At 59.6% G+C, this 19,980-nt stretch carries 19 protein-coding genes and 1 riboswitch; of the genes, 12 read left to right on the plus strand and 7 right to left on the minus strand.

Going from position 1 to position 19,980, the window contains the following annotated elements; genetic code table 11:
- The first annotated feature begins 1 nt into the window (after position 1).
- Both ACOYW0_RS16615 and ACOYW0_RS16620 read left to right on the plus strand, forming a co-directional pair.
- Positions 2 to 1,075 (plus strand): patatin-like phospholipase family protein, encoded by a 1,074-nt coding sequence (locus ACOYW0_RS16615; protein WP_482414947.1) that lies wholly within the window; start codon positions 2 to 4, stop codon positions 1,073 to 1,075.
- The gene (locus tag ACOYW0_RS16620; RefSeq protein ID WP_482414948.1) at positions 1,072 to 1,833 is read left to right on the plus strand and encodes an acyl-[acyl-carrier-protein] thioesterase; all 762 of its coding nucleotides are present in this window, start codon (positions 1,072 to 1,074) and stop codon (positions 1,831 to 1,833) included. The genes ACOYW0_RS16615 and ACOYW0_RS16620 overlap by 4 nt, the downstream gene beginning before the upstream one ends.
- On the opposite strand, the gene ACOYW0_RS16625 is transcribed toward ACOYW0_RS16620, so the two are convergent.
- Positions 1,830 to 4,868, minus strand: a complete 3,039-nt coding sequence (locus ACOYW0_RS16625) for an EAL domain-containing protein (RefSeq protein ID WP_482414949.1) — start codon at positions 4,866 to 4,868, stop codon at positions 1,830 to 1,832. The two genes, ACOYW0_RS16620 and ACOYW0_RS16625, sit on opposite strands and share 4 nt — an antisense overlap.
- 469 nt (positions 4,869 to 5,337) lie before the next feature.
- Between ACOYW0_RS16625 and ACOYW0_RS16630 the strand changes: the two genes are divergently transcribed.
- From ACOYW0_RS16630 to ACOYW0_RS16640, 3 genes are all read left to right on the plus strand, one after another.
- The gene (locus ACOYW0_RS16630) at positions 5,338 to 6,465 is read left to right on the plus strand and encodes an acyl-CoA dehydrogenase family protein (RefSeq protein WP_482414950.1); all 1,128 of its coding nucleotides are present in this window, start codon (positions 5,338 to 5,340) and stop codon (positions 6,463 to 6,465) included.
- A gap of 294 nt (positions 6,466 to 6,759) precedes the next feature.
- Entirely contained in the window at positions 6,760 to 7,080 is a 321-nt protein-coding gene (locus ACOYW0_RS16635; protein WP_482414951.1) for an ArsR/SmtB family transcription factor, read from the plus strand.
- A gap of 373 nt (positions 7,081 to 7,453) precedes the next feature.
- Positions 7,454 to 8,821, plus strand: coding sequence for a diguanylate cyclase domain-containing protein (locus ACOYW0_RS16640; RefSeq protein WP_482414952.1), 1,368 nt, complete (start codon positions 7,454 to 7,456; stop codon positions 8,819 to 8,821).
- A gap of 16 nt (positions 8,822 to 8,837) precedes the next feature.
- Here the strand turns inward: ACOYW0_RS16640 and ACOYW0_RS16645 are convergent, their stop codons facing one another.
- Both ACOYW0_RS16645 and ACOYW0_RS16650 read right to left on the minus strand, forming a co-directional pair.
- Complete coding sequence (locus ACOYW0_RS16645) at positions 8,838 to 9,179, minus strand: DUF190 domain-containing protein (protein WP_482414953.1); 342 nt, start codon at positions 9,177 to 9,179, stop codon at positions 8,838 to 8,840.
- Between the two features lie 30 nt (positions 9,180 to 9,209).
- Positions 9,210 to 9,593 carry a fluoride efflux transporter FluC gene (locus ACOYW0_RS16650; protein ID WP_482414954.1) on the minus strand — a complete coding sequence of 128 codons (384 nt, stop codon included), beginning with the start codon at positions 9,591 to 9,593 and terminating at the stop codon, positions 9,210 to 9,212.
- 116 nt (positions 9,594 to 9,709) lie between these two features.
- Positions 9,710 to 9,794, minus strand: a riboswitch (Fluoride riboswitch).
- Positions 9,795 to 10,131: 337 nt separating this feature from the next.
- On the opposite strand from ACOYW0_RS16650, the gene sqr reads away from it, so the two are divergent.
- A complete protein-coding gene (gene sqr / locus ACOYW0_RS16655) occupies positions 10,132 to 11,382 on the plus strand; it encodes a type III sulfide quinone reductase, selenoprotein subtype (RefSeq protein WP_482414955.1) in 1,251 nt (416 codons plus the stop codon).
- A 10-nt stretch (positions 11,383 to 11,392) separates the two neighbouring features.
- On the plus strand, positions 11,393 to 12,073 hold the full coding sequence (locus tag ACOYW0_RS16660) for a DUF1641 domain-containing protein (protein WP_482414956.1): 681 nt from the start codon (positions 11,393 to 11,395) through the stop codon (positions 12,071 to 12,073).
- 53 nt (positions 12,074 to 12,126) lie between these two features.
- Here ACOYW0_RS16660 and ACOYW0_RS16665 read toward each other — a convergent pair whose 3' ends face one another.
- Positions 12,127 to 12,537 (minus strand): RrF2 family transcriptional regulator, encoded by a 411-nt coding sequence (locus ACOYW0_RS16665; RefSeq protein WP_482414957.1) that lies wholly within the window; start codon positions 12,535 to 12,537, stop codon positions 12,127 to 12,129.
- A 125-nt stretch (positions 12,538 to 12,662) separates the two neighbouring features.
- Between ACOYW0_RS16665 and ACOYW0_RS16670 the strand changes: the two genes are divergently transcribed.
- From ACOYW0_RS16670 to ACOYW0_RS16680, 3 genes are all read left to right on the plus strand, one after another.
- The gene (locus tag ACOYW0_RS16670; protein ID WP_180136930.1) at positions 12,663 to 12,860 is read left to right on the plus strand and encodes a hypothetical protein; all 198 of its coding nucleotides are present in this window, start codon (positions 12,663 to 12,665) and stop codon (positions 12,858 to 12,860) included.
- Complete coding sequence (locus tag ACOYW0_RS16675; RefSeq protein WP_482414958.1) at positions 12,860 to 13,072, plus strand: hypothetical protein; 213 nt, start codon at positions 12,860 to 12,862, stop codon at positions 13,070 to 13,072. The genes ACOYW0_RS16670 and ACOYW0_RS16675 overlap by 1 nt, the downstream gene beginning before the upstream one ends.
- 101 nt (positions 13,073 to 13,173) lie before the next feature.
- Positions 13,174 to 13,872, plus strand: coding sequence for a DUF554 domain-containing protein (locus tag ACOYW0_RS16680; protein ID WP_482414959.1), 699 nt, complete (start codon positions 13,174 to 13,176; stop codon positions 13,870 to 13,872).
- A gap of 172 nt (positions 13,873 to 14,044) precedes the next feature.
- Here the strand turns inward: ACOYW0_RS16680 and ACOYW0_RS16685 are convergent, their stop codons facing one another.
- Together ACOYW0_RS16685 and ACOYW0_RS16690 are read right to left on the minus strand one after the other, a co-directional pair.
- Positions 14,045 to 15,487 carry a monomeric [FeFe] hydrogenase gene (locus ACOYW0_RS16685; RefSeq protein WP_482414960.1) on the minus strand — a complete coding sequence of 481 codons (1,443 nt, stop codon included), beginning with the start codon at positions 15,485 to 15,487 and terminating at the stop codon, positions 14,045 to 14,047.
- 307 nt (positions 15,488 to 15,794) lie between these two features.
- A complete protein-coding gene (locus ACOYW0_RS16690) occupies positions 15,795 to 17,078 on the minus strand; it encodes a citrate synthase (protein ID WP_180136926.1) in 1,284 nt (427 codons plus the stop codon).
- Between the two features lie 738 nt (positions 17,079 to 17,816).
- Here ACOYW0_RS16690 and ACOYW0_RS16695 point away from each other — a divergent pair.
- Positions 17,817 to 18,581 (plus strand): TIGR04219 family outer membrane beta-barrel protein, encoded by a 765-nt coding sequence (locus ACOYW0_RS16695; RefSeq protein WP_482414961.1) that lies wholly within the window; start codon positions 17,817 to 17,819, stop codon positions 18,579 to 18,581.
- 62 nt (positions 18,582 to 18,643) lie between these two features.
- Here the strand turns inward: ACOYW0_RS16695 and ACOYW0_RS16700 are convergent, their stop codons facing one another.
- A complete protein-coding gene (locus tag ACOYW0_RS16700) occupies positions 18,644 to 18,895 on the minus strand; it encodes a glutaredoxin family protein (RefSeq protein ID WP_180136924.1) in 252 nt (83 codons plus the stop codon).
- 354 nt (positions 18,896 to 19,249) lie between these two features.
- Here ACOYW0_RS16700 and ACOYW0_RS16705 point away from each other — a divergent pair, with 354 nt between their 5' ends.
- The gene (locus ACOYW0_RS16705; RefSeq protein WP_180136923.1) at positions 19,250 to 19,870 is read left to right on the plus strand and encodes a hypothetical protein; all 621 of its coding nucleotides are present in this window, start codon (positions 19,250 to 19,252) and stop codon (positions 19,868 to 19,870) included.
- The last annotated feature ends 110 nt before the right edge of the window (positions 19,871 to 19,980 follow it).

Below are 19,980 nucleotides of genomic sequence, written 5' to 3' on the forward strand. Positions count from 1 at the left end.
CATGGCAGGCGAGTTGTTGATTCTGGCGGGCCACAGGGCCTATGAGCGGATCCGGGAGGAAGGGCTCTCCCCGGACGATATCTCCATGGTGGTGGGGGCATCCGGGGCGGCCAAGTGGCTGGTGCTGCACGGGCTGGAGTCGGCGATTTTCGGCCGGTGGTTTCACGGTCGAACAAAGCCCCTTCACCTGTTCGGGACCTCCATCGGGGCGTGGAAGTCGGCGGCGGCTGCCCAGGCTGACCCGGAAGGGGCCTTTGACAGGCTGGCCCGGGCCTATATCCACCAGTATTACTCGGGCAAGGTGACGCCCCGGCAGGTGAGCGACGAGGCCCACCGCATCATGGACACATGCCTGGGGCCGGGAAAGGCCGAAGAGATCCTGGCCCACCCCTATTGCCGGCTGCATCTCTCCACGGTGCGCTGCCGGGGGCCCCTTGCCTCGGACCACCCCCTGGCCATGATCGCAGGCATTGCCGGGGCCTGGGGGGCGAACCGGATCTCCCGAGAGCTGTTCCGGGCCCAGTGCCGTCCCACCTTGTTTTTTGATCCCCGGGATGTGCCGCCGTTTTCGGAAAACGGTGAATTCACGGGCGGGGCCTCGGCCCTGACGCCGGAAAACCTTCGGCAGGCCCTTCTGGCCAGCGGTTCCATCCCTTACATCATGGAAGGGGTGCGGGACATTCCCGGAGGGCCCAAGGGCGTATATCGGGACGGCGGGCTGTTTCACTATCACCCCGCCTTTGATTTTATGAACGGGGAAAAGGGCCTTGTGCTTTATCCCCACTTTTACAGCGACGTGACCCTGGGCTGGTTCGACAGGAACCGCCCCAGCCGCATGGCAGGGGGGGCTCTGTTGTCCGATGTGGTGCTTCTGGCGCCCTCGCCCTCCTTTGTGGCTTCCCTGCCCCTGGGGCGGATTCCGGATAGGCGGGATTTCAACCGTCTTGCGGGCCGGGACGACGAGCGTGTCTCCTTCTGGGAGACGAGCGTTGCCATGGGAAAGGTCTTGGGCGAGCAATTTCTGGAGGCATCTGCCTCCGGGCGTATTCGAGAGTTGGTAAGGAGGATTCCTTGACAGGCAGTGAGATAAAGAGGTTTGAGATCTCATTTCAAGTTCCCTCGTGGGACTGCGGTCCCACGGGGCGCATGGTTCCTGCTGCCATGCTGCGTTACTTTCAGGAGGGGGCCATGCGCCACTCGGACGCGGCCCACGGGGCCTTTGACCGGGTGGGCGAATTTGGCCTCTTCTGGGTCATGGCCGGCATGCGGGTAGAGTTCGAGACCCTTCCCATGCGAGGGGAGTCGGTGCACATCACCACCTGGCACGGCGGCAGGGGACCCCTTCTGTTCTATCGCGCTTTCAAGGCCGTGGGAGATGACGGAAGGCCCCTGGCCTCTGGCGTGAGCAGCTTTGCCCTGGTGAGCCTTGAGACCCGCAGGATGGTGAGGACCTCGGCCTTTCCCGTGAAGGTCCCTGTGTGTGAGCTGGGGGCCGAACACGAGGCCCTGGTGCCGGAACGCCTCGGGTCCATGGAGGTACCCGAGGAAGGACTGCACTGGCAGGCGGGCTTCCGGGACCTGGACATCAACGGGCATGTGAACAACGTGCGTTACGCCGAGTGGATTCTGGAGAGCGTGCCCCCGGAGGTGCTGATGAACGGCGCGCTGACCCGCCTGGAGCTGGAGTTCAAGAGTGAGATCCGGTTCGGGGAGAGGCTGCGGTCCGTGGGAGTGGGGGCGGACACGCCCGGCCTGTTTGAGCACGCCGTGGTCAAAGAAGGCGATGTCCTTGCTTGCAGGGCCCGGACCCTTTGGCGTCCGGCAGCAACTTAACCCGGCGGCAGGGTGTCCTTCAGGTGGGGGAATTCCGGCACGGGAACCGGCGGTGACCAGAGGTAGCCCTGGGCCGAAGGGCAGCCGATGGATTCCAGGTAAGCCCGCTGCCACTCCTCTTCCACCCCCTCGGCCACCACGTGAATGTCGAAGTGGGTGCCGATCTCCACGATGGTGGCAAGAAGAAACCGGCTTTTTTCGTCTTCGGGGACCAGGGCGGCGATAAAGGAGCGGTCGATCTTCAGGGTGTCCACCGGCATGTTCCGAAGGTAGTTGAGGGAGGAGTAGCCGGTTCCGAAGTCGTCCAGGGCGATGGAGATGCCCATGGCCCGCAGCCGGTCCAGGGCGGCCACAGCCCCGGAGAGATTTTTCATGATGGCGGTTTCCGTCACCTCAAGTTCCAGCCACCCGGGCTCACAGCCCGTCTTTTTCAACATCTCCATCACCCTGTCCGGGAGCCTGTTGTCCCTGAAGTGCCACGCCGAGACATTGAGGGCAAGGCGCAGCGGGGGCTTGCCGGCCAGGGCCTCGCGCTCTTTGTTCCATATCGCCACCTGGGTGCACCCGGTTTCCAGCATCCACATATCCATGGGCACGATGAGGCCGTTGCGTTCGGCACAGGGGATGAACTCCGCCGGGGAACAGATCCCTTTCTGGGGATGGCACCACCGAATGAGCCCTTCCATGCCGAGGAGGGTGTGATCCACCATGTCGACCCGTGGCTGGATGTACATGGAAAACTCCTTTTTTTCCACGGCGGTGCGCAGGTCCTGTTCCATCTCGAAGCTTTGCCTGGCGTCCCGGTCCAGGCGGTGGGTAAAGAAGCTGTAGGTATCCCCCTGCTGCTTGGCCCGGTACATGGCAAGGTCGGCGTTCCGGATGAGCGTTTCTGCATCTTCCGCATCATCCGGGAATCGTGAGACCCCGATGCTCAGGGTGACGTGGAGTTGGGTGGCGCCGAGGGCAAAGGGCGCTCCGAAGGCGTCCTCCAGGCGGTAGAGGATGGCAAGGATGTCCTGGGTGCCCCGGATCTCTTCGGACAGGACGATGAATTCGTCGCCCCCCATGCGGGCCACGGTATCGCTGGTGCGCATGGTGCTCACCAGCCGCTGGGCCACCAGGGTGAGGAGCTTGTCGCCGCAGGGGTGGCCCATGGTGTCGTTGACGCTTTTAAAACCGTCCAGGTCGATGAGGAACAGGGCGATGGGGCGCTGCTTGCGCCGGGCCACGTCCAGGGCGTGGGTGAGGGTCTCTTCAAAGAAGCGCCGGTTGGCAAGGCCCGTGAGGCTGTCGTAGAACGCCTGGCGGCGCAGCATCTCTTCTGCCTTTTGCTGGCGGGTGATGTCGAGGATGGAGACGATGTGCTCCCGGGTTCCCGGCAGGCGCATGATGTGAATTTTGGCTGTGTGCGTCCCCCCGGGAAGGTCGTGGAAGGTAACCACCACGTTGTCTTCAAAGGAGATGCCGGTTTCTTTTTTCTCCGACAGGTAGGCCTCGATCCTTTCGCGGTCTTCGGTGTTGAGAAATTCAGACCAGTGCCGCCCCTGAAGCTCCAGGGGGCTTCCGGCTCCGGAGTACCGGAGGAACTCCCGGTTGAGCTTGGCGATGTGGCCGGTGGCCGAGAAGAGGACACTGGGGGTGGCGGAGTTGTGAAACAGGGTGCGGTAATGGGATTCGGAACGTTTGGCGTCTTCCAGGGCCGACTCCAGGGCCTGGATGTCCGTGAAGGTTTCGATGCGCAACGGTGTGCCGTGGTAACTGGTGGCAGTGGTGGCCCGAAGGACGTGGCGGGGCGAGTCTCCCCGGAGAATGCCTTTTTCCTGGTGAGGGCCTCCGGGCCTGTGTTCTCCGCTGCCCGAGAGATGGAACAGCTCGTCGGCTCGGTGTCCCACCAGCTCCTCCCGGGTTTTTCCCGTCATCTTCTGCATGCAGGTGTTGGCCTCATGGATGGTGTCGGACCGGGCATCAATCATGAGGATCCCCACATTGAGGGCGGTGAGGATGTTCTGGTTGAGGTTCTCCTCTTCCACGATGCGCTTGAAGACCTCGTTGATATCCATGGCCAGGGCCGAGAGCTCGTCGTTTCCACGTGGCTGGACGTTTTCTACCGGGGTCCTCGGTGCCGCCACAGGGGCCACCTGGTGGCGCAGGAAAAGGAGCCGTTTGAGCAGGGTCCGCTGGATGAGCAGGTAGGTGAGAAGGCTCAGCATCAGGCCGGTAAAAAGGATGCCGCCTTCGGTGAGGTTGACAAGGTTCCTGCCGGCAAGGGCGATGGTGGCGCTGCCCGTCAGGGTCAGTGTTACGGCGTCCTGGCCCGTATTGCCGGGGAGAGAGCCGGTGCAGAAGTAGTGGGACCGGTTGTCCGTGAAGGCGAACCGGATGGTGGCCGACGCCGTGGAGGCCGGGCGCGCGGCAACGGTGATCCTGGTGTCCGGTTCGGGAAAAAGGTCGGCAAAGAAGGTATCGCTGAGTTTCTGCACCATGATGAGCCAGCCACGGGACGGTCCGGTTTCATCGCTTCGAAGGATCGGGGTGCCAGCGATGATGTGCAGGGCGTCTTCACAGACGAAAAAACCGGGGGGCAGTGTGGCGTCCGCTCTCAGGCCCCTGAGTTCCCGGAGCAGGGCGCCGATGGTTCGGGCCAGAAATGGTGGCGGGGGCGCCATGGTTTGTGCTGAGTGATCGTAAAAGCCTTCCCACCGCGGTTCGCCTTCAAGGGGAAAAAAGCCGATGTAGCACAGGCTGGCGTCCACATACGTGTCTGCCATCAGGTTGCTCTCCATGAACCAGGGGGCCTGGTGGTCCATAAAGGCGTAGGTGTCGTTCCAGGAACCCCAGTCCCTGGTGAGCATGTGCAGGTTGTTTCGGCTGTTGTCCAACAGACGAAAAACAAAGCTGAGGCGGCTACGCGCCCTGTGCTCTTCAAGGGTGCTGAAGCGGGTTGTGATGGTGCGATCGGCAAGCTGGTAAAAGAGGCCGATGGAGATCACCACTGCGATGAGAATCGAGAGAATTGTTTTCTGGCGAATACCCATGGGGCCCCTTGTGATTTATCCCGGGTAAGGGACGGCGCAAGCTGAACCCGGGAAGGCCGAGTGGATGTGCCGATATGGCCTCGACCCCGACGTGCGTGGCGGTGAGATCCCTGCGTCCAAATGAGGACACGGCGCAAGCGACCTGTGTGCAGACATGTTGTTGGTGGAGATGGCATTTATTTTAGCCTGAACCGCAACACGGGTCAAAGGGAAACGCGGGGCGAATGGGCCGGGGATGATTGGTGATTTTAATGGCGATCCGGCTGGCATACGGGCGTTTTTTTGAGAGAAACGGCCGAAATACATCTCTATGAGCAGAGGATGGGCCTTGCTAAGGAGCGGTGTTGCAGGTACCCTGAATCTATTTCATATGTGTAATGAGTAGGTGCAGCAACATCATCATATCGTATCAATCTGCGGACTCCGGCAAAAAGGGGGGAGCCGCCATGACGCAACGGGGGGGGAAGGCATGACCATGTGGATGGATGAGGGCATCACGCGTTTTTCAGAACAGGCAGCCAGGTTGTGGGCCGATGGGGAGGGGCTTGGGGACGAGGTCCTGTTCGGCCGCCTCTGGGAACTTGCGGCCGGGGCCGGATTGTGCCGTGTGGGCATCCCCGAGGCCTACGGTGGAAGGGGCGGGGCCGGGCCGGAGATTTCCGAGATGGTACGGCGGCTCACCCTGGCCACGGGGAACCTGGGGCTTCCCCTTGCCCTGATGATTTCCCAGCTGGTGGCCCATTTTATGCTGGGGGCCCTGGGCAGCGACTCCCAGAAAGCAGCCTGGCTTCCTCCCATGGCTGAAGGGCGCTTCCCTTCGGCCTTTGCTGTGTCCGAACCCAAAGTAGGGGCCCATCCGGGTAAGCTCACCACCTACGCCGAGAGAGTCGACGATGGGTGGCGTCTCACCGGTATGAAATCGTACATCTCCAATGGGCCCCTGGCTGGTCTTGCGGTGATGGTTGCCGTGGTCGGGGAGGAGAAGGGGCGAAAGCAGTTCAGTGCTTTTCTGCTGGACGGTGACACGCCGGGTGTGGAGCGCTCCGATGCCATGGCCCTGCCTTTTCTGCGGCCCTCCCTTCACGGGAATATCCGCCTCGACGGGGTGGCCCTGGGCGCGGGATCGGTGCTGGGCAAGCCGGGAAACGCCTACCGTGAGCTTGTGCTTCCCTTCAGGCGCTTCGAAGATGCCATGATGATGGGGTGTGTGACAGGTGCCCTGCGGTTTGTGTTGAACAGGCTCGGCGATACCGCGGCGATGTTTGACGATGCGGTCTGTGAGACAGCCGGAAAACTGGCAGCCCATGTGACGGCCCTTGAGCGGGTTGCGCGGGTGAGCGCGGCCCTGACGGCGGACGTGTCGCCGTCTGCCGAGGAGGAGTCCACGGCCCTTTTGATTCATTTCCGGCAGGTGGCGGGCTGTTGCCGAGGCCTGGTGACGTCCCTTGAGGAGGCCGGGGTGGCCTTGGATCCGGCAAGCCGTGCCGTCATGGATGACCTTGCCGCGACATCGGGAATTGCCGCAAACATCGCCAGGGCAAAACAGGTCAAGCTCGGCAGGGCCTGCCTCACTGGAGAGGCGGAACCCTATTTTTAAATGAATCATTGAATAAAAAGTTCATTGATCTATAATTGACCGGGTAGAAAGTGTATTTGAACGCCCCGAAGGGAGACGCATGCCTGTGTCACGGTGATGGGCTGAAAGGCGTCGGCTCTTTTAATTGCTTGACCTGGTCTATGCTTGAAGTGTAAACAATGATAACTTAGCGGGAACATGGTTAATGACAGGGCAGGTTTCGCGCGGAGGGCCGGGGGCGACCGCAGCGAGAAGCGCCCTGAATGGACGTCATCAAACATGCAAGGAGAGGTTTTTTTAATCACAGGGGGGAGCATGGAACTCAACGCACATAGCGTGCTCACGGAACATGACGTGGCAGCCAAGCGTCTTGCCGAACTGGGCAACGGAACACGTCTTGCCATCATTCGGTATCTTGTCAACGAAGGGCCGGAAGGCGTGCCGGTGGGGCAGGTTCAGAAAGCCCTGGGAGTACCGCCTTCGACCTTGTCCCACCACATTGCACGCCTCATATCTGCAGGCCTTCTGCGCCAGGAGCGGAACAGCCGCACCCTGTATTGCCATGCCGAGGTGTCGGCCATTGATTCCCTGGCTTCGTATATCCGCTCCGCCTGCCTGAGCCCGGAAGCCGTATAAACGAGTCGGTGGATACCCGTTATGTCCATGGTGTAGCCGGGGCTCGGTACGATGATCACGTCTCTGTCCCCCCCTTATCCCTTTCTAAGGACCCACCATCCAGGATGTTGCCCAATGGCCCTTCTGCCATGGCCCGCTACCGTTCCGTGTTGACAGACGGTTGGGCATGGGAGACTTGGCATCTCTGCCGCTGGATAGCGTTCGTCACAACCCGGGGGCTGCGGCCGCCCCTGTCCTTGTCATGAACCTGCCGACACGATATGATTAAACGATCAATCCGTTTTTTCGTCGCGATATGTCGTATCGTGTAACGAAATCATTGAATCGTCCACCGGAATACGCAGGGTGGGGTCATCCGTGAGGGGGAGGTGTTGTGAAACGATTCACAGACAGCCGCGTGTTCATTGCAGGGGTCTCTTTGCTGTGTTTTTTGCTTCTTGCAGGGGGCAGCGAGTGCCTGGTTTACCTTGGAAAGGATCGCTGGCAGGCCCGGGAACGGGAGGCCTTGATCAAGGAGGCCGGCCGGGTTCGAACCCTTCTGGAGTCTGAGATCAACACCACCCTGAACCTGAACCTCGGGCTGGTGATCTACGTGGCCACCAACCCGGAGGTGCAGCCCGAGACCTTTGAGGTCATTGCCCGTCGCCTGATCCGAAGGACCCCCCATATCCGCAATATCGGCCTGGCCAGGGACAACGTCATCACCCACATCTACCCCCTGGAGGGGAACGAAGCAGCTTTGGGCTTTCGTTACAGGGAGAGCGAGGCCCAGTGGCCCATGGTGGAGCGGGCCATTGACACCCGGCGGACCGTGGTGGCAGGTCCCGTGGAACTGGTGCAGGGGGGGCGGGCCATCATCAGCAGGAGCCCCATTTATCTTACCGACGGGGACAACTCGTATTGGGGAATCTCCAGCATGGTGATGGATGTGGACTCCCTTTATGCGGCCAGCGGACTCATGGATGCCGGTTCCCTGGTGTATGCCCTGAGGGGAAAAGACGGCATGGGCGCCCAGGGAAAGGTGTTTTACGGGGACCCGGACCTGTTTGAACGCAGTGACGCGGTCCAGCTTCCCATTTCTCTTCCGGTGGGGACATGGCTCCTGGCGGCGGCGCCTTACCGGGGCGCCGTTGTCTACAAAGCCGAGGGATTCCTCCGTGCCTCCGGGCTTGGGCTCTCCCTGGTCATCACGGCCATGTTGTACGCCCTTCTCTCCTCCCTTTCCAGGATCCGTTACCTGGCCCATCACGACCCCATTACCGGGTTGCCCAATATCCGGTATTTCGAGGCCTACATCAAGCAGCTGATCACCGTCAATCTGTACAAGGATGAACCCTTTGCCCTTTTCTATATCGACCTGGACCGCTTCAAGCCCATCAACGAAGCTTACGGCCACAAGGCGGGAGATCGGGTTATGAGGGATGCGGCGGAGCGGCTTAAGGAGGTGGCTTCGGACGAGGCGCTGGTATGCCGCATGGCGGGCGATGAATTCGTGGTGGTGGTTGAGACGGTTCGAACGCGTGAGCAGGCCAATGCAAAAGCAGATGAATTGACGGAAAGCCTGGTGAGACCCTACACCCTTGCGGGCAGAGGGGATGTCTCCATTGACGCGCGGGTAGGGGTGAGCCTCTTCCCGTCCCAGGGCGTGACCTCGGAGATTCTCATCCGGGAAGCGGATCTGGACCTCTCCTTAAGAAAAGGGGAGCCCTTCCTTGCCACCGAGGGACAGACCGAGGCCTGATCTGCCCCTTTTTTCCCTATGACTGCGTACCGTCCCGGTAGGCGATGACCTCAATGGTCTCCCGGGTAATCATCCCTTTGACCAGAACGGACTCCAGATCCCTAAGAAAATCCTCAATGCGATGGGGGCGATCCACAATCTCCACCACCACGGGCAGGTCCTCGGAGAGACGCAGGATTTTGTCCGTGTGGATGCAGCTGCTCGCCCCGAAGCCCATATGGCCGCGAAAGACCGTGGCGCCTGCCATTTTTTTCCGCCTGGCCTCTTCGACAATCCACTGGTACAGGGGCGACCCCATGTGGCGGGCCTGGTCTCCGATGTAAACTCTCAGACGCTGTGCTTCCTCTTGAATGGGCATGGTACCTCCTGAAGTGACGGTTTCGGTTGATCAGATCAGGCGGGCCAGGGCGGCACCTGCGGCAAACAGGGCGAGGCCTGCTCCCACCTGAAAGACGATGTTTCCCATGGCCACCCACCATTGGGCTCCCACGGCCAGCTGGCCGGTCTCCGAAATAAAGGTGGAAAAGGTAGTGAAAGCCCCCATGAATCCGGTGAGGATAATGGTACGGGTTTCGGCACCGATGACCATACGGTCGGCCCCCAGTGTCCAGATCAGTCCGAAGAGGAAACATCCGATGATGTTGACGGTTGCCGTTCCCCAGGGAAACCCGCCTCCGGCGAGGCGTTGAACCAGGCCTGCCAGCCCGTATCTGGACAGGGTGCCCAGGGATCCGGCCGCAGCAATGCAGAGAAGTTTCTGATAGAGGATCATGGTGTGGAATCTCCCAGTGATGCCCGGCAGGGTCTGCCGGGATTTTTACGCATAAAAAAACCCGCAGTCGGCGGGTCTGTCTGGTGGCTGGATGCCCCCGGACAGACACAAAGGTACCGTCGGCAGGAGTCATCAGCCCAAGGGCAGTTTGTTCCGGTGCAAGGTCGCCGGATGCTGGGGAACTCCATCCCCGTGAAGATGTCCTAACCTTACTGGAAGGGGGGCGGTTCGTCAAGGCGGACGGCGGGGGGTGGCAAGGCCCGAAGGGCCACTTAATGGAAAATACGTGGGGCATTTTGCAAGGCATGAAGGCCCCTTGGAGTCGCTGAGGCACGTTGTTTTTCGGCGGCTTTTTTTTGTGGAGTTACTGTATAAATCCCTAAAAAATATTGACAATCAGAAGCTCTGGCGGTAAAAGCTCAATCCATATGCATTGGTTCTATATTATGTTAATGTATATCAACCAAGTATACTTAGCGGGAGAGAGGTGGCACAGCCGAGTCGCAGCGGCGTGCGAAACCATAACGCAGAGGAAGCTATGAAAAAGATTGTCATTCTTGGTTCCGGAGCCGGTGGAACCATGGCCGCCGCCCATCTGAGAAAACAGCTCAGCGTCGACGAATGGCGCATCACCATTGTCGACAACGATGAAGAGCACCACTACCAGCCCGGTTGGCTGTTTATTCCCTTTGGCATCTACACCCGTGACGATTGCGTGAAACCGAAGCGAGACTTTATTCCCAAAGGGGTGGAGTTCCTTCTGGATGAGGTTGTGGGGATCAATCCGGACCAGAACTACGCGGAAACCAAAGCCAACGGAAAGCTCCCTTATGATATCCTCATCGTTGCCACCGGGTGCGATATCGCACCGGATGAAGTGGAAGGCCTGGAAGAGTGGAAGGCCGACCCGGAAGGCAACGAGCACACCATCTTCAGCCTCTCAGGGGCCCTGGCCCTTGCCAAGCGCCTGAAGCGCTTTGAAAAGGGCAAGCTGGTGTTCAACATCGCGGAGATGCCCCACAAGTGCCCGGTGGTCCCCATGGAGTTTGTTTTCCTTGCGGACTGGTACTTCAGGGAAAACGGGGTACGCGACGACGTGCAGATCGAGCTGGTCACCCCCAACACCGGCATCTTCACTAAGCCCATTGCCACCAAGGTGCTCTCCAAGACCGCCGAGGAGAAGAACATCCTGGTCAAGCCCAACTTCGACCTGGCCGAGGTGGACACGGCAGGCAAGCGCCTGATCTCTCCCTCGGGTGAGACGGCCGATTACGACCTCATGGTCTCCACCATGCCCAATCTGGGGGCGGATTTTATCGACGAGTCCGGCCTGGGAGACGGCATGGGGTACCTCATGACCGATCACCACACCCTCAAGTCCGTGAAGTACGACAACATCTATGCCGTGGGGGATGTCTCCAACGTGCCCACCTCCAAGGCGGGGTCCGTGGCCCATTACCAGGCGGAGCTGGTCACAGAGAACATCCTGCGGGAGATTGAGGGGCTGGAGCCCAAGGCCTCCTTTGACGGCCACTCCACCTGCTTTATCGTCTCGGGTTACGACAAGGCCTTTCTCTTTGACTTCAACTACAAGACCGAGCCTCTTCCCGGCAAGTACCCCTTCCCGGCCCTGGGACCCTTCGACCTTGTGGGGGAGTCCCACATGAACTACTGGGGCAAGATGATGTTCAAGTGGGTGTACTGGAACCTGCTTCTCACCGGTAAAGAGTTGCCCCTGGAGCCCCAGATGTCCATGGCAGGCAAGTTCTGGCCCGCATTCGCCAAGTAGGAGGGGCCACATGACCAACGAGGAACTGATACTACAGAAACTTGAAAAGCTCGATCGCCTGGAAGAGCAGCTGGCCCCCATCATCCAGGGCCACAAGGCCCGCACCGAGCTCATGGCGGACCTGGCTCCCCTGGGGCGTCAGGCCGCCGACCTGGTGACCCGGGGCCTTCAGGAGGTGGAAACCAGCGTTCAACTCGACGATGTGTTGGAGCTGCTCACCATGGTGGCGCGCAACACGCGCAACTTTTCCTATGCCCTGCGCCAGTTCGAGAGCCTCCTGGACTTCATGAAGGACATGGCGCCGCTGATGAAATCCACGGTGCCCAAGCTCGTCACGTATCTGGATACCCTGGATCAGCGGGGTGTGTTCCGGGTTCTGAAGATCTGGATGGTGGATTTTAGGGAGAAGATCGCCGCCAACTACGGCCCGGAGGAGTCCGAAGAGATCATCGACGGCATCGTGGCCTTCATTGGCCTTGCCAGGACCCTCTCCGATCCGAAGGCTGTAGAATTCTTGAGGCGCGCCGCAGCCCTGCCCGGCCTGGTGGACCTGGACAACGCTCCCAAGGTGGGGCCGGCCGGTCTTGCCGTGGCAAGCTTCAGCGACGAGATGAAAGAGGGTCTCGGGGTGGTGGTGGAACTCACCAAGGCCCTGGGGAAACTCAAGGATAGCGAAGACGAAAGCGAGTAAGCTTTCTCATCGGCGGGATAAGAACAGGGCGGTCCATTTTGGGCCGCCCTTTTTTAACTGTGGGGATCCATGAGGTCGGAGATGGTGACCTGATCGAGGTTGGCGTACAGAGCCTCGGTGGCCTCTTTCCATGCCTGGCGGAACCTGCAGCTGGGGGCCTTGATGCAGGTCTCCGGCGAGCTGATGCACTCCACAAGCTCGTCCTGCCCTTCAAAGAGGCGCACCACGCGGCCCAGGCTGATCTCCTCCGGGGGGACGTTGAGCACATGGCCGCCCTTGGGCCCTCGCACGCTCCGCACAATACCGGCCAGCCGCAACAGGCGAATCAACTGCTCCAGGTATTTCATGGGAATGTCCTGACGGCGTGCGATTTCGCTGACCTGAAGGGGAACTTGCGTGGCATGGTGCCGGGCAAGCTCAACGAGGATGCGGGCACCGTAACGACTTTTCGTGGAGAGTTTCATGGGGATCCTTGGATGTGACGATTCATATCAACAAAGTCAAGTTAATGGAGTTCCCGCAGACGTGTCAATGTTTTTATGGGGTCCCGGTTTCCATGGGCCGGCCCCCGGGCAACAGGAGGAAAAAGATGCCGGATGCTTACCTCGTAGAGATTCACAGATTTCTCGCCGAGAAAAAAAAGGAAGCCATAAAAGGCCTGGAAGGGGCGGACGACGCGCTGACGCGGGCCTTCTACAGGGGCATGCTCAATGAAGTGGCGGCCATGACGGCCCACGTCACGGAGAGATACAACATGGCGTTCCGTGATTACGGGGAGGCCGTGTAATGAGCCATACCCATCTGATCGAACTCTACAGCTACATCGACGAAAGGCGCAGCAACGCAGAGACCCTGCGCACGGAGGCCGGGTCCTCCGATGCCGACCGTGAAGCGGCCCGGGGGGCAGAGACCTTCCTTGCCGATACCGCGGCGTTTCTTTCGTCCCGCTACCACGGCAAGCTCCCCAAGCGGCTTCGCGCCAGGCACCTTCCCCGGTAACTGTTGACGTTCCCGGCAATTGTGCCTTTTTGGTCCCTTTTATCTGTGATATGAAACATGGTTTTTAAGTTATAGATATGCAGAAGGAAAGGGGAGAGCCCATGCTCGGTACGATTGTCAACGCATGCGCCATTGTGGCAGGGAGCCTTACAGGCCTGGTGTTCAAAGGCGGCATCGCCGAAAAATACAAGGAGACGGTGATCCACGCCGTGGCCCTGGCCGTGGTTCTTGTGGGGCTTAAGGCCGCCTTTGCCTCCGAGGCCCTTCTCGTGGTGATTCTCTCGCTGGTCATTGGCGCCCTCATGGGCGAGTGGATGGATATCGAAGGCCGTCTCCAAAGGCTCGGGGAGTGGCTGGAGACAAAGGTCCCCGGCGGCGAAGGGTCCCTTGCCAAAGGATTTGTCACGGCCAGCCTGGTCTTCTGTGTGGGCTCCATGGCCATTGTGGGAGCCCTTGAGAGCGGGCTCACCGGCAACCATCAGACCCTCTACGCCAAGGCCATTTTAGACGGCATCATCTCCGTGATCTTCACCACCACCATGGGCATCGGCGTGATCTTCTCCGCCGTGGCCGTGTTCATCTACCAGGGAAGCATTACCCTCACCGCCACGGTCATGAAGCAGTTTCTCACCCCTGAGGTGGTGGCCCAGATGACCTCCGTGGGCGGCCTTCTCATCCTCACCATCGGCCTCAACATGCTTAACGTCACCAAGATCCGTGTGGGCAACATGCTCCCTGCCATCTTCCTGCCCCTGATCTGGTTCATCGCCAGGGGCGCCTTGCCTCTCTTTTCTTTTTAAATCATGCCTCCGGCGGGTCGCTTTTTGAAAAAAGCTCCGCAAAAACGTTCCAGTTGCCTCGTCTTCCGGCACCCAGGGCCGGAAGACGAGGCCGGTTTACATGATTCGTGAAACCTGTTTGTCTAACTTTTCAAAAGTTTGGCCCCCGGCTGGGCCGTCGGAGGCACGTTTTTTAGCCCTTGATCCCCCTGGGGCTCTCTTTCAAAAATGCCTGGAGTTTTCTTCCCGCCTTTTTGCCGGGCTCCACACCAGAGGGACCGGCGATGCAGCCACCTTCACATCCCATGATCTCCACAAAATTGCCCGGGCATTTCTTTGCATAGGATTTCAGTTTTTTCACCGACCGCTTGTCCAGGCCGTTGACGGCCACAGGCTCTATGGCAGCGCGTTCCCCGATATAGGCCTTGATGCCCTCGGTGACGCCGCCGGAGACGGGAAAGCCGCGGCCCTCGGCCAGGCCTGCCAGGTCAAAGTCGGTATCCACGCACTGGAGGATCTCGATGTTGCGCGCGGCCAGCAGGGCTCTTAGTTCCCGGAAGGTGAGGACGTGGTCCACAAAGGGATCGTCCGAGGCCTCTTTGCGTTTGGCCACGCAGGGGCCGATGAAGACGGTGACGTCGTCGGGGGCCTCTTCCTTGGCGGTCTGGGCCGTGTAGTGCATGGGGGTTCGGGTGTCCGAGACAAAGGGCTTGAGTTCGGGCAGGTGTTTTTCCACGCACTCGGTGTAGGCGGGGCAGCAGGAGGAGGTCATGAAGGGCGCGCCCTCTTCCATGCGTTCCACAAACTCGTCGGCCTCAAAGGCAGCGGTCTTGTCGGCTCCTGAGGCCACCTCAAAGACATGGGAGAAACCGGCGGCCTTCAGGGCGCCCACGAGCTGTCCCATGGTGGAAGGGGTCTCCCCAACGATGGCCGGGGCCACCAGGGCGGTGACGCGTTTCCCTTCGGCCATCTCGCGGATGACGTCCACCAGCTGGGAACGCTCCAGGATGGCGTTGAAGGGGCAGGCGGCCAGGCATTTTCCGCAGAAGATGCACTTGTCGTAGTCGATGGTCTCCTTGCTGTTGCTCATCTTGGAGATGGCCCCGGTGGGGCAGGACTCCTCGCAGGGGATGGGGATGCGTACGATGGCGTGGTAGGGGCAGACATCCATGCACTTGCCGCACTGGACGCATCGGTCCGGGTCGATGATGGACTTGCCGTTGACGAGTTTTACGGCACCCTTGGGGCAGACATCCACGCAGGCATGGGTGAGGCACCCACGGCAGGCGTTGGTGGCCTCGTAGCGGGTACGCACGCAGCCGTTGCAGGCCTCGTCGATGACCGTCAGCACGGGGTTGGGGGCGGACTTTCGGGAGAGGCTTAACTCCGCGTATCGGGAGAGGGGCACCATCTCGTCTTCTTCCTCTTCGATGCCGAAGCCCAGAAGGGCCATGAGCCGGTACTTCAGAATGGCTCGGTCCCTGTAGACACAGCACCGGGAGTGGTCTCCGTCCCGGGGGCGCATCTCAACGGGGATGCGGTTGACGGTGTCTGAAAAGTCCTGGGAATCAAAGGCCCGGATGAGGCGGACCATGAGCTCAAAGTGGGTGGTGTCACTGTAATTCTTGAAAAACACGGGCGGTTCCTTGGGTTTTGGGTCTGTCTGTGATGCATGTGGCGTAACGCCGTATACGTGCATCCATTGCCCTGTATGTAGCACAGGCTTCTAAGGAAACATGTCGCCTCGGGGACAGGACGCACAAGAAAGCCGCCCTCCACACTCTGGCCCGACGGCCGTGGAAGAGGCTTGTGAACATCATAAAAAATCAAAGCGGTTGTATATCGGATTGCCCCGGGTCGGGTCAATACCGGATTGGGGCTTGCGGGGAAGGGACGCAAAAACGCCCCTGGCCCACAGGGCCGGGGGCGTTTTTTTCGTTAGGTTATCGCTTGTTGATGGGGACGTAGTCGGTGGCAATGTTGCCGGTGTACACCTGGCGGGGCCTGCTGATCTTCCAGTTGGGGTCGTCGGCCCCTTCCTTCCACTGGGAGATCCAGCCGGGCAGTCGGCCGATGGCAAACATCACGGTGAACATCTCCGTAGGAATACCCATGGCCCGTAAGACAATGCCGCTGTAAAAGTCCACGTTGGGGTAGAGGTTCTTGTCGATGAAGTAGGGGTCGGTGAGAGCCACCTCTTCGAGCCTTCTGGCGATGTCCAGCAGGGGATCCTCCACCTTGAGCTTGGGCAGGACCGTGTCACACATCTTTTTCATGATCCTGGCCCGGGGGTCGTAGGTCTTGTAGACCCTGTGGCCGAAGCCCATGAGGCGGAAGGGGTCGTCCTTGTCCTTGGCCCGCCTGACCACATCCTCGATGTCCGCACCGCTCTTGTGGATGTTGGTGAGCATCTCGATGACCGCCTGGTTGGCTCCGCCGTGGAGGGGCCCCCAGAGGGCGGCGATGCCTGCGGAGATGGCTGCGTAGAGGTTGACGCGCCCGCTGCCCACCACGCGGACAGCCGCCGTGGAGCAGTTCTGCTCGTGGTCGGCGTGGAGGATCCAGAAGACGTTCAATGCTTCCACGATGTCCGGGTCGAGCTCGTAGGGCCGCACCGGCGAGTGAAACATCATGTTGAGAAAGTTGGCGCAGTAGGAGTAGTCCGCCCGGGGGTAGACCACCTTGTGGCCCCGGGAGATCCTGTAACTCATGGCCGCCATGGTGCGGATCTTGGAGAGGAGCCGCAGGAAGGTGCGGTTGATGCCTTCCGGGTCCGTGTCTTCGAGTTCGGGGTAGAAGCTTCTCAGGGCGTTGATCATGGCCGAGAGAATCCCCATGGGGTGAGCCCGCCTGGGGAAGTTCTGATAGAAGATCTGCATGTCTTCGTGGATGAGCGAGTCATCGTTAAGCTGAACGCTGGTGCGGGTGAGCTCCTGTTTGTTGGGGAGTCTTCCGTTGATGAGAAGGTAGGCGGTCTCGACGAAGCTGGAGTGCTCGGCAAGCTGTTCCACCGGGATGCCGCGATAGCGCAGAATGCCCTTTTCGCCGTCCATGAAGGTGATGGCGGACGTACAGCTGCCCGTGTTGCCGAACCCGGGGTCCATGGTGATGTACCCGGTTTGCTGGCGCAGTTTGGTAATGTCGAAGGCTTTTTCCCCTTCAGATCCCTCAATCACGGGGAATTCGTAGGTCTTTCCCTCGATGATCATTTTTACCACTTCAGACATGGTATTCCTCCTTTTAACGGTTGCCCTGCGGGGCTGTGCGGATACAGCTTCGGGAAGGTACCGAAGACAGCTTCGGGAAGACTCCGGCCGTGCTGGTTTTTTCGTTAAGCGGGCGGATGCGGTCAGCCAAAGGTGCGGTTCAGCCGCATGCTCATGATTCTCCGACAGGTGGTTCGGGGCAACGTGTTTCGGGTGTCCGGGTGACGCGACCGGATACCGAAATGGCGTTGTTCAAGGCGTGCCATCAAGTGTTCCACGAAAAGACTATCCCCATAGATCCGTGGAGTGAGGCCCCGTGCATGCGCGATTGCTCTGCGCATGTCGTCTATTTAGGTCTTCCGCCCTTGGGTCGGCTCGGTGATAAAACAGTCAATCATCCCATTTGCGTGCCTTTTCAGGGTGCAGGGGGGATCCGTTTCATTTTCATTTCGTGTTGTTGATCATTGCTAATGAGCCTGTCAGAGTGAGGTCAACGGCCTAAAATATCTGATTCATCCTTTGCGGTCAAGGGGTTCACGCGTTCTCTTTCCGGAGACGCGCTTTTTTTCATGGGCCGCGCAAAGAAGATGAAAGCTTGTTATTTAAGCGGTATTCGGCTATTTTGACCTGATTTTACGATGGCATCTCACTGTTTTATAAACGAAATGCCTCAAGGATTGATGTTCCCGGACGATATAGGGGACAACGGGGATGTCCCGCCATAATGATCGGCCCAAAATGATGGAGGAAACAATACGTATGAAACGATGGTTATTCATTCTGCTTGCAGTGGCAGCTGTGATGGTGCCCGGGCGCTCCTTTGCGCTCCTCGGGCTGGTAAGTGTGGAAGGGGCTGTGGGAGGGTTCATGCCGACTCCGTCCGGTGACTTCCAGTACAACGGCGGAACCAGTGGGGATGTGGAATCCATTCTGGGCTTTGACGACGAGGTGTTCCCCGCGGCCCGCCTTCGGGTGGAACTTCCCCTGGTGATTCCCAATGTCTACCTCATGACCACCCCCATGGAGTTCGAGGGGAATCTCTCCGAGGAGTTCAAATTCGGGGACGACACCTTTTCCGCCAACTCCGAAACCAAGCTGACCCTTGAGCAGTATGACATCGGCCTGTTCTACGGGGTCCCCTTTGTGGGGCTGGCCACCCTGGGCCGTGTGGGCCTGGACGTGGGCCTCAACGTACGGATCCTTGACATGGAGGCCGAGATGACCGGGCTCGTGTCAGGTAATCTCACCACTCGCACCGAAAGCGTCACCGTGCCCGTTCCCATGCTGTTTGTGGCAGGCCAGCTCAACCTCATCGGGGGCTTTGCCCTGGAGGCGGAAGTCAGGGGCCTGGACGTGAGCTATGCCCGCATCATCAGTGCCATCGGCCGCGTGAAATACAACACCATGGGGCCGTTTTTCGTGGCCGCCGGGTACCGCCACGAAGAGGTGGAGGTGGATGAGGACGACTTTGACGTCGACCTGACCTTTGCCGGACCCTTTGCCGAGGTGGGATTCTCCTTTTAGTCCGGTCCTCAGCGTTGGTGTGATGATATGATCAAAAGCGGCCTCCTTTGGGGGCCGCTTTTTTATTGGACGCCCATCTCCCTGAGGTCCGCCTCAAGGGCGGCTTTGTTAAAGACCTTGCCCCTTCGCCATACACCCTTGTACTCCAGGGTGGGCACCACCCATTCCCCGCCGTTGATCTCCGAGACCTTGTCCACGATCTCCTTTGGCGCGGTTTCGATGTTGATGGAATCAAAAGGGATATTCTGTTCTTTGAGGTACGCCTCTGTCTTGATGCAGTGGGGGCACCAGGAGGCGGAGTAAACTTTCAGCATGGGTTTCCTTTCTTAAAAAACGCCGGGCCCGGAGGGGAAGGGGCTTGGCGTTTCGTCATTCCGGTATTGTTGATCTTTTCCGGTAAGTGTGGCAGTGTGTTTTCCAGTTGATTTTTAAGGCATCCCGTAAGCAACGTACCGACTCCGTTGCAGATGACCCTGGCGTGGAGAGGTTTACCGGGGAAGTATATCATACTTACAGGGCCGTCCGGAAAAAGTCGACGCCTGAAAATGACCGAATCCCTGTCCGGAGTCACCCACATCATGCGGATGTCAGCAAGGCTGTCCTCGGCAGCGGGGCGGCAACGGCGGGTTTCGTCGCCAATTCATATTCAACTTGTACAGGAATTCTTCATGATGAAAAGAGTATCGATCATCGCTGCCTCCCTTTTTATGATTACCGCTTCCCTGTTGTCTTTCGGGTCCTCGGCATCTGCCGAGGGGCTCAGTCTGGGGATCTCAGCCAACAACCGTGCCGTGGGAACCAACGCCAGCATGTTGACGAGCAGCCCCCTGGGGACCCTTGAGGTCGGCGCTGGGCTGATGTACAACGAAGACCGTTACACCATCGGCAGTGGCCTTGTCAGCGTGAAAAGCGACAACCTCACCCCCGGACTCCGTTACGGCCTGGGCTTCAAGTACGTTCTGGGCTCCATGAAGAACAAGGCAAAGACCGAGCGGGCCGACCTCAGCGCCCTGGGCTTCAACCTCGGCGCCGGCTACGAGCTGCCGGCCACCATCAACCCCTTTAACATTCCCATCGAGGTGACCGGCGACATGACCCTTGCCCCCGAATCCATCACCTTCGATGAGACCAAAGGGTACATGGATTTCACCGTGGGCCTGCGCTTCTACCTCATCGAAAATGCCTACCTGACCCTTACCCACACCTATATCGACGCTGAATTCGACACCGGGAATTCCTGGAGTCGCTACATCAATGAAACCATGTGCGGCGTGGTGCTGACTTACTGATCCGTCAGCGCGTGCAGTGACGGGAAAGCATGTGAGGGTCGGCCACCGGGTGGCCGACCCTTTTTTTATGGCGAGCAGGGCACTCTTCGGATTCAATGGACCTGCCGTGC

This window comes from Desulfoluna sp. HI9BLuna, assembly GCF_056829775.1.